The organism is Chryseobacterium mucoviscidosis (assembly GCF_002177115.1).
GTDB classification, from domain to species: domain Bacteria; phylum Bacteroidota; class Bacteroidia; order Flavobacteriales; family Weeksellaceae; genus Chryseobacterium; species Chryseobacterium mucoviscidosis.
The window spans coordinates 19,166-31,358 of sequence record NZ_MVAG01000088.1; the positions used below are offsets into that span (position 1 = coordinate 19,166).

Annotated in this window: 10 protein-coding genes; 5 read left to right on the forward strand and 5 right to left on the reverse strand. The window is 35.3% G+C overall.

Features of this window, described 5'->3' with window-relative positions:
• The 4 genes from asnB to B0E34_RS05310 all read right to left on the reverse strand — a co-directional run bounded on the left by asnB (position 1) and on the right by B0E34_RS05310 (position 5,498).
• Positions 1-1,674, reverse strand: coding sequence for an asparagine synthase B (gene asnB / locus B0E34_RS05295; protein WP_087707593.1), 1,674 nt, complete (start codon positions 1,672-1,674; stop codon positions 1-3).
• Positions 1,675-1,995: 321 nt separating this feature from the next.
• Complete coding sequence (locus B0E34_RS05300) at positions 1,996-3,660, reverse strand: GLPGLI family protein (RefSeq protein WP_087707596.1); 1,665 nt, start codon at positions 3,658-3,660, stop codon at positions 1,996-1,998.
• 332 nt (positions 3,661-3,992) lie between these two features.
• The gene (locus B0E34_RS05305) at positions 3,993-5,198 is read right to left on the reverse strand and encodes an RsmB/NOP family class I SAM-dependent RNA methyltransferase (RefSeq protein ID WP_087707599.1); all 1,206 of its coding nucleotides are present in this window, start codon (positions 5,196-5,198) and stop codon (positions 3,993-3,995) included.
• Between the two features lie 69 nt (positions 5,199-5,267).
• Positions 5,268-5,498 (reverse strand): hypothetical protein, encoded by a 231-nt coding sequence (locus B0E34_RS05310; protein WP_087707601.1) that lies wholly within the window; start codon positions 5,496-5,498, stop codon positions 5,268-5,270.
• A 158-nt stretch (positions 5,499-5,656) separates the two neighbouring features.
• Between B0E34_RS05310 and B0E34_RS05315 the strand changes: the two genes are divergently transcribed.
• On the forward strand, positions 5,657-6,001 hold the full coding sequence (locus tag B0E34_RS05315) for a zinc ribbon domain-containing protein YjdM (RefSeq protein WP_076395707.1): 345 nt from the start codon (positions 5,657-5,659) through the stop codon (positions 5,999-6,001).
• A gap of 766 nt (positions 6,002-6,767) precedes the next feature.
• On the opposite strand, the gene B0E34_RS05330 is transcribed toward B0E34_RS05315, so the two are convergent.
• Positions 6,768-7,703, reverse strand: a complete 936-nt coding sequence (locus B0E34_RS05330) for a sulfate/molybdate ABC transporter ATP-binding protein (protein ID WP_087707610.1) — start codon at positions 7,701-7,703, stop codon at positions 6,768-6,770.
• 85 nt (positions 7,704-7,788) lie between these two features.
• Between B0E34_RS05330 and B0E34_RS05335 the strand changes: the two genes are divergently transcribed.
• The 4 genes from B0E34_RS05335 to B0E34_RS05350 all read left to right on the forward strand — a co-directional run bounded on the left by B0E34_RS05335 (position 7,789) and on the right by B0E34_RS05350 (position 12,125).
• Complete coding sequence (locus B0E34_RS05335; RefSeq protein ID WP_087707612.1) at positions 7,789-8,448, forward strand: YceI family protein; 660 nt, start codon at positions 7,789-7,791, stop codon at positions 8,446-8,448.
• 130 nt (positions 8,449-8,578) lie between these two features.
• Positions 8,579-9,589, forward strand: coding sequence for a phenylalanine--tRNA ligase subunit alpha (gene pheS / locus B0E34_RS05340; RefSeq protein ID WP_076395712.1), 1,011 nt, complete (start codon positions 8,579-8,581; stop codon positions 9,587-9,589).
• Between the two features lie 176 nt (positions 9,590-9,765).
• Positions 9,766-11,484, forward strand: coding sequence for a sensor histidine kinase (locus B0E34_RS05345; RefSeq protein WP_087707615.1), 1,719 nt, complete (start codon positions 9,766-9,768; stop codon positions 11,482-11,484).
• Entirely contained in the window at positions 11,481-12,125 is a 645-nt protein-coding gene (locus B0E34_RS05350) for a response regulator (RefSeq protein ID WP_087707618.1), read from the forward strand. The genes B0E34_RS05345 and B0E34_RS05350 overlap by 4 nt, the downstream gene beginning before the upstream one ends.
• The last annotated feature ends 68 nt before the right edge of the window (positions 12,126-12,193 follow it).

The window sequence follows — 12,193 nt, forward strand, 5'->3', positions numbered from 1 at the left end:
CTATTCTCCGTAAGACGTTTCATGCACTTTTACCGCTCTTCCGCTCGGATCGTTCATATTTTTGAATGCTTCATCCCATTCCAGTGCAATTGGCGTAGAACACGCAACCGAAGGAACCGAAGGAACTGTTGCAGCCGCAGTTTCACTTGGGAAATGCTCTTCAAAAATTGTTCTGTAACGGTATTCTTCCTTGTTTTGAGGCGTATTCAAAGGAAATCTGAATTTCGCATTTGCCATCATTTCATCCGTTACTTCTTTTTCAGCAACGGCTTTTAAAGTATCGATCCATGAATAACCGACTCCATCTGAAAACTGCTCTTTCTGTCTCCATACAATAGATTCCGGAAGAATATCTTCGAAAGCTTTTCTCAGAACCCACTTTTCAATTTTTCCTTCGGAAGCACTTACCATTTTATCTTTTGGATTCACAGTCATGGCGATATCCATAAATTCTTTGTCTAAGAAAGGAACTCGCCCTTCAATTCCCCAACTCATCAACGCTTTGTTGGCTCTTAAACAATCATACAGGTGAAGTTTTCCTAATTTTCTTACGGTTTCATCATGGAATTCTTTCGCATTCGGAGCTTTATGGAAGTATAAATAACCACCGAACAGTTCATCAGAACCTTCTCCGGAAAGCACCATTTTAATTCCCATCGATTTAATCACTCTAGCCAAAAGATACATCGGAGTAGAAGCTCTCACTGTTGTTACATCATACGTTTCCAGATGATAAATAACATCACGAACCGCATCCAGACCTTCCTGAACGGTAAAATTAACTTCATGGTGAACCGAACCGATGTGTTCTGCTGCTTTCTGAGCTGCTGCCAAATCCGGCGAACCTACCAAACCGACTGCAAAACTGTGCAATCTCGGATACCACGCTTCCTGTGTATCTCCGCTTTCCACTCTCTGTCTTGCAAATTTTGCCGTAATCGCAGAAATTACAGAAGAATCTAATCCGCCTGAAAGCAAAACTCCGTAAGGAACGTCGCTCATCAATTGTCTGTGAACCGCATCTTCCAGTCCTTTTCTTAATTTCTCAATATCCGTTTCGTTATCTTTTACGGCTTCAAAACTTTCCCAATCTCTTTTATACCATTGCTGAAGCTCGCTTCCGTCTTTGCTGTACACCAAATGTCCTGGTAAAAAAGTCTCAATGGTTTTGCAGACTCCTTCCAGTGCTTTTAGTTCTGAAGCAACGTAATAGTTTCCGTTTTTATCCCAACCGTGATATAGAGGACAGATTCCCATGTGATCGCGTGCAATGAGATACACATCATTTTCTGTGTCATATAAAGAAAAGGCAAAAATTCCGTTTAATTTTTCAACAAAATCTTTTCCGTATTTTTGATATAAAGCTAAAATAACCTCACAGTCTGACTGTGTCTGAAATTCGTAATCAGAAAATTCTTCTTTCAGTTCTCTGTGATTGTAGATTTCACCGTTCACGGCAAGAACTATTTTTCCGTCTTTGGTAAATAATGGCTGTTTTCCGGAGGTAGGATCCACGATGGCAAGTCTTTCATGAGAGAAAACCACTTTGTCATTCTGGAACACTCCGCTCCAGTCCGGACCGCGGTGACGAATTTTTTTAGACATTTCAAGAACCTGAGGTCTTAATATTTCGGTTTTTTGTTTGGCGTCAAACAAACATACAATTCCACACATTTTTTTTTATTTAATTTGAAACAAAAGTAGAATAGTGGTTTAAAAATAACAACAAAAAAATTAAATAAGTTAATATTTTTAATTAATTAATTTAAAATGAAGTAAAAATTTAATTATTTTAAATTGAAAATATGATTTTAGTTGATTTTTTTAACTCAGATCTCTAATTTATTCATTACATACGAAATTATTATGAGATATTTCTTAATGTATGGTAATTTATTCTACAAATTTTAACCCTTACTTTGTGGCTCGAAATAATTTTTTTTCATCATTTGTGTTTTTACCTTCTTGCAATTCAGTTTGCGAGAAGGTTTTGTTTTATTGAGACCCTAACAGAACTCCCGAAACATTCCATGAACTGAAGCTTGTTCCTTCGCTTGCGCCCTGCGGAATTTTCACCTGAATGGTATGTTTTCCGGCTTTTAAATCTCCAAGTTGTATGAAATTTGGATTGGTAACGGTTCCGGGACACCAGTTTGATCTGCTGAGATCGGATGATGAAAGCCCGTCCGGAAAATTTCCTGAAGCCGGATTATAAAGACGATAAGATCCGCAGTCGGTTCTCCATGGGACAAAAGAATAGGTCATTTTTCCGTCTAAAAAGATCGAGTTGGCTTTCGGTACAAATTCATCGCCGTTTTCCCAGCCTCCATGACCGGTTGTTGTATATTTCAACTGGGCATTTTTCAGATCCTTTTTTAAAGTAAACTCTACAAACAGTCCTTTATCATTATTAAACATGGTAGAATAATCCTGTCCCGCCATTTCCATAATGTTCAGAGTGTTGAATAAAGGAATAACCGTATTGTTTTTATAGATGGTCTGATCGCTTTTGTGAATGGTGATTTCCAGACTGACTTTATGACCGCCTTTATCGTAATTTCCGATGAATGTTCCGATCCATAATTCCTTTTCAGAAAGAGAAGGTTTAAGATCTGTAATATCTTCACGGTACGGACTGATGGTCTGCCAGTTTTTATCTTTTAACTGAATATGATTGAACTTATTGATCCCGAACGCCGTAAAAAATCTCATCATTTCTACCGCGGGATTGTAATTTTCCGTTGCTGTAATTCCGTAATATTGTTTTCCGTTTCCGTTTTCATAAACAGGAAGTGTTTTTACGCCTTTTTCCAGTCCGTCGAAAAACGACTGCGGTTTGTCCTGTGGTACAAAAAATACGGTTCCGGTTCTGTCGTAAGCGTCGCCGTTGGATTGTTGTTTTAATTCAACGAAAATATTTTCGCCCTCGGAAATTTTAGGGAACTTAATTTTTTTCATAATAATGGTTCCGTTAGCGAATCTTTTTATGTTTTCGTCAGATTTAGATTGATCCGAAAAATTAATGGTTTCATCATCAAAAACTTTTAGGGTGGTGAATCTGCTTTTCCACAAAAGATCTCTGTAACCTAACTGATCGGTTGAATTAATCGATCCTTTCAGAATAGCATCAATGTCAGTTTTCTTAACTTTTTTAATAGATTGAGCGGTGATCAGAGAGTTTTTATTTCTTTCAATTTCCAGAACAAATCCCAGATTTTGTCCGATTACAGAAGGCCCTCCCTGAATTTTCAGATCGTTGGTATACCATACTTCAATAGTGTTGGAATTGATTTTGGTAACTGCTTTTTTGCAGGTGTAGCCTAAAATTCTCTTGGTTTCATTGGTAAATTCAAAAGTCTGTTTTGCTACAGATTCTTTGTCTGAAGTTGAAATAATTTCGTCAGATTTTAGAAACGCATAAGAAATTACCGTATTCGAAGGTTTTTCAATTTTCGTAATTTCGAAAGGGAAATCTGCTTTTTGTTCTCTGATTTTGTTATTCAGGATAAAATTTTCCTTTTCATTTGTCCAAACTAAAGTGGGAGACTGTTCTGTTAAAACTTTTCCGTTGGATGAACTGAGGTACTGTACTTCGTACGTCTGTGCAAAAGATAAACAGCATAAAAAAGTAAAGAAGCTTACTAAAATTCTTAGATGCATAATTTGAAATGGTTTTAGCAAAGATAATTGTTAACTGAATAGATATTATTTAGAAATTCATTTTTATATTGTTAGAAAATAATTGCCTGTAATTTATCTTGTTGGAAATCTTTGAGTTCTTTGCTGAGTGACACGCCTTTGCGAACTTAAAAACAGTTGGTATATAAAAGAATCTTAGCGATCCTTTGCGTTAAAAAGCAGTATGATTAATATCAGATATCAAATTAAAAAAGAAGAAAAGAAGATATAAAGATTTAAAGATTACGAAATATAAATGTAACAAAAAACTACCCTGAAAAGAGTAGTTTTGTTCATTATATAAAGAATATTTTTTAAGAAACTCTTTCAATTAAAGCCATATAGAATCCGTCATAGCCTTCACTTGGCATTACTTTTTCGTCTTTAATCATTTTAAAGTTCGGATTGTTTCTGATGAATTCATCAACCTGCAAATTATTTTCAGAAGGTAGAATAGAACACGTTGCATAAACCATTTTTCCCCCTTTTTTAAGCATTTTAGAATAATCCTGAAGAATCTGCTGCTGTTCAATTTTAATTCTGTCGATAAAAGCCTGATCAATTTTCCATTTGCTGTCCGGATTTCTTTTTAAAACGCCCAACCCTGAACACGGAGCATCGATCAATAATCGGTCTGCCTTTTCATGAAGCCTTTTGATTACTTTGTTATCAGAAATCATGCGGGTTTCAATGTTATGCGCTCCGGCTCTTTTTGCACGTCTTTTCAGTTCGGCAAGTTTCCATTCGAAAATATCCAGTGCGATGATCTGTCCTTTATTCTGCATCAAAGCGGCTAAGTGAAGCGTTTTTCCTCCTGCACCTGCACAAGCATCAACAACTCTCTGTCCTTCCTTTACATCAAGGAAATATCCGATTTTTTGGGAAGAAGCATCCTGAACTTCAAATAGACCTTCTTTAAAAGCAGTCGTCAGGAAAACATTCTTTTTTTCCTCCAATTGTACCGCATCCGGATAATTTTTAATAGGATAAGAAACGATGTTTTCATCAGAAAGATCAGAGATAAGCTCTTTCGTTGTTGTTCTCAGAGAATTTGCTCTTAAAACCGTCGGAGCCTGCTCATTCAGGGCATACATTTCTTTTTCCCACTTTTCACCCAGTTCTTTTTCTAAAGTTTCGGCAAGCCATTCCGGAATAGAATGTTCGATTGCTTTCGTAGGAACGGTTCCTTTTTTCAGTTTGGTAAGAATGTCGGCGATTTTTATTCCGTCAAATTCTTCAAATTTTTTATAGTTCGTTTTGCTCCAAAGAAGATAAGCAATGATTAATTTATAAATATTGTTGGGCTTTACACCTTCCCCCATGTAATATTCAAGGCGTTTTTTCCAACGGATGATGTGATAGAAAATCTCAGAAACCACTGCTCTGTCCTGGCTTCCCCATTTTTTATTCGCTTTCAAAAGTCTTTCGATTACTTTATCGGCGTATTTATTTTTTTCGAAAAATGTTTCCTGCAAAGCATCGTGAATTCCGATTGCCAGGTTTCTGTGTATCAATTCCATAAAATTGGGTTCTGCTATTTTGAATCTGCAAAAGTACGAATTTCTGCTGAGAATTTCTGTTTCAAAATTTTAGTCTGTGAATTCAAAATTTTGCTTTGGGCTTTCTCTGTGGTTAGAAAAATAGAAAAACAACTGAATAATAACCAAAACAACGATCATTATAAGCTGCGAATTGGCTTTATCTGATCTTTCTTTGTTGATTTTCTGATATTTGTAAATCTGGGATTTTGAATATTCTTTAGATTCATTTAAATTCTGAAAATGGTCGACTTGGTAAATTTCTTCATCAACAAATGTCATTGTGTAATTAGGAATTAAGTCAACTTCATTAAATATTTGAACAAATAACCTGAAAAACAGGACTAAAGAAATAAAAATTAAAAATCTACGTGTATATCTCATGTTATTAAATTTTAATTGAAGATATTAAAAAATTAACTTTGCAAAAAATTAAAAATATGAGTGATACTGTACTTTGTCCAAAATGCAGCTCCGAGTTTACTTATCCGAGCGACAATATGATGGTTTGTTCCCAATGTTTCTACGAATGGAATCCCGAAGAAGAAAGCGCAGATGCATCAAATTCAGGGAAAATCTTAGATTCTAACGGAAACGAGCTTCAGGATGGAGATTCTGTGGTGGTTATTAAAGATCTTCCCGTAAAAGGAGCTCCAAAACCTGTAAAAGCAGGAACAAAAGTTAAAAATATCCGTCTGAGACCGGACAGCGATCATAATATCGACTGTAAAATCGATGGTTTCGGTTCTATGGCACTGAAATCTGAATTTGTGAAAAAGGCTTAATTTTTAACAAATTTCAGCATTTAAATTTTTGTAATGCAGAACATTTTAAGGAATATTGCTGCAAGTGTCATAGGATTTATTTTATCCTGCATTGCTTTCCTTATGTTTTTTAAAATAGAAGGTCAAGGTGGTGTTCTGGCATTGGTTTTTATATTTTTACTGTATGTTATCTTACTAATATATAGTCTGGTTACAGAAAATGTTTTGTTTTTTTCTATATAAAGGTAATTCCGAAAATGCTTTTGGGGTTCCTTTTTCTATGCTTTTTATTTTTTCGGTTTTTTATTGTGTCTATTCAGAAGATTATAAACAAGTATTAAATGCTGTTTCGTTATCTATATTCTTTTTACTTCAAATTGGAGGATTTTTCTATCAGAAGAAGAAAATAAAGCAATAAAAAAAGGAAAGAATTGGACAGTGTAATCTTTCAAGAGACGGCATTGTTTGTCTAGAATAAACGGATTTCGTCTCAGGAGGCAGAAAGAGTATTAACCAAAAATTTCCTTATGCTGTTGATATACAAATGTAAGAAAAAGTTTTAAACCTGATTCTTATGTTTGTATATTTTTTTATCCACAAATCCACAGTAAGTTATGTAAAATGTGATGATTATAAAGTTTTTAGGAGCTTTTTCCAGCTTTCGCTACTCGCTTTTTCGTTGGTTTCGGGGGCGGCGGCCCCCCCCCCGAAACCAACGAAAAGAGCTCAGACACGCCGCTTAATCTGGGCTATGATTTTCAGCTTCGTCATAAATATTCGTCAGAATTTAACCGAATGAAACAGCGATAGTTCCGTTCAGTTTTTCATCAGAATACAGAATAATTTCTTTGTTTTTTGCCCTTATTTTATTCCAGTAATGGTTTCCTGCGAAACGGCTTTCCAGAACTTCCGCCTCAAAACCGCTTTCAGAGATTTTTATTTCTTTCGGATAATAAGAAAATTTTGAAATCTGAAAATCCTGCATTTCACTTTCACTGAAAATATTTACTTCCCCGAAAAGTTTGGCAACGTAAGAATTAAAAGGATTTTTAAAAGCTTCTTCCGGATTTCCTTTCTGTACTATTTTTCCTTTTTGCAATACAATAATTTCATCCAGCCACGGAATGATATCCTGAAGTTCGTGTGTGGAAATTACCAGAGAAATGTTATTCTGCTTTACGTATCGGAAAAGCTTTTCCCTCAGTTCAATCTTTCTCGGAAAATCCAGATTGCTGAAAGGTTCATCAAGGATCAGAAGCTTCGGAAGTACAGAAAGTGCTCTTGCGATGGCAACTCTTTGCTGTTGTCCGCCACTCAGATATTTAGGTAAAATAGAAGCAAATTCTTCTAACCCGACAACTTCCAGAAGTTCAGCAACCGTTTCCCTTTTTTTTGCGAGATTAATATTCGAGATAAATTTTCCTACATTTTCCGCAACCGTTGCATAAGGCATCAGATCAAAATTCTGGGCAACGAATTTCATCTCGGCTTCTCCCGGAACCAGATTTCCCTTCGGTCCCAGTAATTTTTTACCGTCAAAAATAATATCACCGCTTTCCCAGTCCAGCAATCCGTAGATCAGGCTTAGCAAAGTAGATTTTCCGCAGCCGCTTTCTCCGGCAAGCGCAATAATTTTACCTTCCTCAAAGCCGAGATTAAGGTTCTGAAACAAAGGTTTTTCTTTAGAATAGGAAAAGTTTAAATGATTTATTTCTAATAGCATACTACAAAAGTAATGAATTGAAATGTTTTTAGGAAAGAACAAAATTTTTTATTATTTTAGCAGGAATAATAAAAAATTATAAATCATGAAGAAAAAGCTGTTTTCGTTGGTTATTCCTGCATTTTTCGCGTTAGCGGCAGTAGTTTCCTGTAAAAAGGAAAAGCCTCTTACCAGCGATAGCAATGAAGTGGTAACCACAAAAGACGGAACACAATATGTTGTGGATACCCTTAACAGCAGAATGGAGTGGAAGGGATATAAAATTTTTAAATCTGAAAATACAAGCCATTTCGGTACTATTAAATTCGAAAGTGGCGATGTTACTGTAAAAGAAGGAAAGCTGGAGAGCGGAAAATTTGTGGCAGATATGGCTTCCTTAACTTCTGAAGATCTGAAAAACGATACCAAAAATTTAAACAAACTTAACGGGCATCTGAAAAGCGGGGATTTTTTCGAGGTAGAAAAATTTCCGACGGCTTCATATGAAATTACCAAAGTAACCCCTTCATCCGAAGGAGATTATAATACTTTACTGGATGGGAATTTAACCATCAAAGGAATTACAAAACCGGTTCAGTTTAAAGCCAATGTTTCCGTGAAGGAAGGTCTGGTAAATATTGCTACAGAACCGAAAGACATTATGAGAGAAGAGTTTGGGGTGAAATTTCAGGCTCCCGCCGAAAATGGCGTGATAAAAGATGAGGTAACTCTTCAGATCAACGTGAAAGCTTTAGAAAAAAAATAATTTTTTTATTTAAGTGAAATAAGTGATTGAAGTCTGCCTCCCCAAAAGAGGCAGATTTTTTTAACATTTTTAAGAAAATTATTCAACTGAAAAACCGTATTTTTGCAAAACATTTTGAAAGGGTAAAACAATGATAGAAAAGATAGAAGAATTACTCGTTGAGGTAAACGGCTTTAATGCTACATCTAAGGAGGAGATCGAAAACTTCCGAATCAAGTACAATGGTAAAAAAGGAATTCTGAATGATTTTTTTGAAAAATTCAAAGAAGTTCCCAACGATCAGAAGAAAGATTTCGGACAGAAGATCAATACTCTGAAGCAGGCTGTTAACGTAAAACTGGAAGATTTGAAAAATGCTTCCGCATCTTCTATTATCGTAGAAAAAGAAGACCTTACAAGACCTGCGTTTCCTTTGGATCTGGGTTCAAGACACCCGATCAATCTGGTGAAAAACAGGATTATCGAGATTTTTAAATCTATCGGTTTTGCTGTTGCGGACGGTCCTGAAATCGAGGACGACTGGCACAATTTTACTGCACTTAATCTTCCGGAATATCATCCGGCGAGAGATATGCAGGATACTTTCTTCATCGAGCAGAATCCGGATATTTTATTAAGAACACACACTTCTTCCGTACAGATCCGTTACATGGAAGAAAATCAGCCGCCGATCAGGATTTTATCGCCGGGACGAGTGTTCAGAAACGAAGCGGTTTCCTCGCGTTCTCACTGTATCTTCCATCAGATCGAAGGTTTATATATTGATGAAAATGTAAGCTTTGCAGATTTAAAGCAGACCATTCAGTTCTTTACAACAGAGCTTTTCGGAAAATCAAAAATCAGACTGAGACCTTCTTATTTCCCTTTTACGGAACCAAGTGCAGAAATTGATGTGTATTGGGGATTAAACTCAGAAACAGATTACAGGATCACGAAAGGAACAGGATGGCTGGAAATTATGGGATGCGGAATGGTAGATCCTGCCGTTTTAAAGAATGTAAACATCGATCCGGAAAAATATTCAGGTTATGCTTTCGGGATGGGAATTGAAAGAATTGTAATGCTTCTTTATCAGATGAGTGACATCAGAATGTTCTTTGAAAATGATATCAGAACATTAGAGCAATTCAAAACTTTATAATTCGTAAAGTCTAAATAAATTTAAATCCTGTAAAAATTCAATTTACAGGATTTTTTACTATTTTTATGGTAAACTTGTTTAAAATTTTCAATTTTTACAGAAAGTTTTAACAAATGGATCTGTTTCTTTACTGTTAAAAAATAAACAAAAACACACTTACTAATAACTTACACAAAATGTCCAAAAAATTATTGAATTTTAAAGCGAGAAAAATTATCCATTACTCATTGCTCGTTTGTATTCTGCTCATTCAGCTTCTTATTGCCGGTTTTTTCTATAATGAATTTATTTCGAGGAAAAATTTAACCTTTTTTGAAAATCAGCTTAAAGAAGTTCATACGCTGGAAAATCTTACGGACAATTCCCGCGGAGAACTCCTGAATGCACAGAGTTTTCTTCAGAAATATATGGTGAGTAATGATAATACCTATCTCGATTCTTATTTTACTTCTCTTAATAAACTGGGTAAAAATCTCGACAGCATCGGACATTACGAAAACAAATATCCGAAGCTTAAAAACGTTTTAACCTCCAAGAAGAAAGATTCTATGGAGATTAAAAAGCTGAAATCTCTGATAGATTCTACCTACGAATATTCTACGAAATCCAACTTTAAGGTAGAGAACAGCCTTCCGAAACTGGAAAAATACAGCGTCAACTACGATTTCGATAAATTTAAAGTAGAAACAAAAACAATTTCCGATACGGTAAAGAAAAAAGGGCTTTTCGGACGTTTGGGAGATGCTATTTCCGGAAAGGAAAATGTACGGAAAGAAAGTACGATTATTACAGTAAAACAGGGAAAAGAAGCCAGCCCTGCCAATATTAAGGCTGAATTCGACAGTATTTTTAATGAAGTGAACAATCATTATAAAGGAGAAATTAAGAAAATTCAGGTAAATGTGGTCAGAAACCAGAACAACAGCGGTAATTTCTATAAAATCTTTAATAATCTCCTCTTTTACAGCAATGGTCTGATGAATATTTATGATGTTGCCATTAAAGATTCGAAAGCTGAACTGGAAAAAGAATATCAAAAGCAGAATTCCGAAAGCAACAGAATCAGAAAGAATCTGGTATTCGGTGCGATGATCCTGATGTTCATTGTTTCCGTTTTGATTATGTTCCTGACCAGAATTGCATTTATTTATGAGAAAAAACTGAATGCCGCGAATAAACAGATCAGCGAAAACCTGAACTTCAAAAACAGAATTTTAGGAATGCTGAGTCATGAACTAAGATCTCCGCTGAAAATCATAGGGTTATTCATCAACAGAATTAATAAAAGAACAGAAGACGAAAAGGTGAAAGAGTATCTGAAATCCATCAGTTTTACCAACGATTCTCTGCTGATGCAGGCAAACCAGATTTTGGAATACACAAAAAATCAGGCGGTTGAAAATAAACTGATTCCGGTGAAATTTAATCTTAAGAACGAGATCACTTCCATTCTTACTTCTATTGAACCTTATATAGAAACAAGAAATAATCAATTTATTGTTGATGAAAATATTAACCAGAACATCAACGTTTATTCAGATAATAAAAAAATCAACCAGATTTTCATGAATATTCTGGGAAATGCTAATAAATTTACTGAAAACGGACAGATAAAAGTCATCACAAAAACGCAGCCTGTTGACGAAAATACAATATCTTTGATTACAGAAATCAGCGATACCGGTGTCGGAATTTCCAAATCTGATCTTGAAAAGATATTCGAACCATATTATCAGGGAGTTTTATCGGAAGATGTGGAAAATCTCGGGGCAGGATTGGGATTGAGTTTATGCAAAGAAATCATTGGTTTGTATGATGGCGATATTTCGGTTTCCAGCGAGGAAGGAAAAGGGACAACCGTACATTTTTCTGTTAATTTAAACATCAGTAAATGAGTGAAATAAAATCGGGAGCTGTGAGATTTTTGCTTGCAGATGATCATAGTCTGATAAGGCAGGGGATTGTTTTTCTTCTGGAAGATATGGATTGGGAGAGTGAGATTTCTCATGCTTCCAATTTGCAGCAGCTTATGAATTCTATACAGGAACAACCTGTGGATATTGCAATTATAGACGCTCATTTTCCCGATGGAAACAGCATTACCATTGTGCCGGAGATTAAAAAAATAAGTCCGGAAACCAAGATTCTTATTTTTACAGGAATTGAAGAAAGCGCCCATTCTTTAAAATTCTTAAATGCGGGAGCAGACGGATTTCTAAGCAAACTGAGCGAGGAAGAGGAGATTGCAGAAGCAATAAAGAGAATATACACCCATGGAAGTTATATTTCTGAGGTTACACAGGCTTTGTTGAGAAATTCCATAAGCAACCCGACACTCATTAATCCTTTATTGTCTTTAACGGAAAGAGAACTCCAGATTGCGGAAATGTATGCGGAAGGTCTTGGAAATCTTGAAATTGCCAACCGGCTTGATATTAAACAGAACACGGTAAGTACACTCAAGAAAAGAATTTTTGATAAACTTAACATCGAAAATATTGTAGAACTTATCGAAGTGATGAAAAATCATTACTAAACTTTAAAATACATTTTGAAATTGAGATCATGAAATAATAATATTTCGTGATTTTTTTTATTAAAATG

Bases quoted from the DNA above. Each gene is read 5' to 3' on its own strand.
- asnB (WP_087707593.1), bottom strand. From the start codon at position 1,674: ATGTGTGGAATTGTATGTTTGTTTGACGCCAAACAAAAAACCGAAATA.
- B0E34_RS05300 (WP_087707596.1), bottom strand. From the start codon at position 3,660: ATGCATCTAAGAATTTTAGTAAGCTTCTTTACTTTTTTATGCTGTTTA.
- B0E34_RS05305 (WP_087707599.1), bottom strand. From the start codon at position 5,198: ATGGAATTGATACACAGAAACCTGGCAATCGGAATTCACGATGCTTTG.
- B0E34_RS05310 (WP_087707601.1), bottom strand. From the start codon at position 5,498: ATGACATTTGTTGATGAAGAAATTTACCAAGTCGACCATTTTCAGAAT.
- B0E34_RS05315 (WP_076395707.1), top strand. From the start codon at position 5,657: ATGAGTGATACTGTACTTTGTCCAAAATGCAGCTCCGAGTTTACTTAT.
- B0E34_RS05330 (WP_087707610.1), bottom strand. From the start codon at position 7,703: ATGCTATTAGAAATAAATCATTTAAACTTTTCCTATTCTAAAGAAAAA.
- B0E34_RS05335 (WP_087707612.1), top strand. From the start codon at position 7,789: ATGAAGAAAAAGCTGTTTTCGTTGGTTATTCCTGCATTTTTCGCGTTA.
- pheS (WP_076395712.1), top strand. From the start codon at position 8,579: ATGATAGAAAAGATAGAAGAATTACTCGTTGAGGTAAACGGCTTTAAT.
- B0E34_RS05345 (WP_087707615.1), top strand. From the start codon at position 9,766: ATGTCCAAAAAATTATTGAATTTTAAAGCGAGAAAAATTATCCATTAC.
- B0E34_RS05350 (WP_087707618.1), top strand. From the start codon at position 11,481: ATGAGTGAAATAAAATCGGGAGCTGTGAGATTTTTGCTTGCAGATGAT.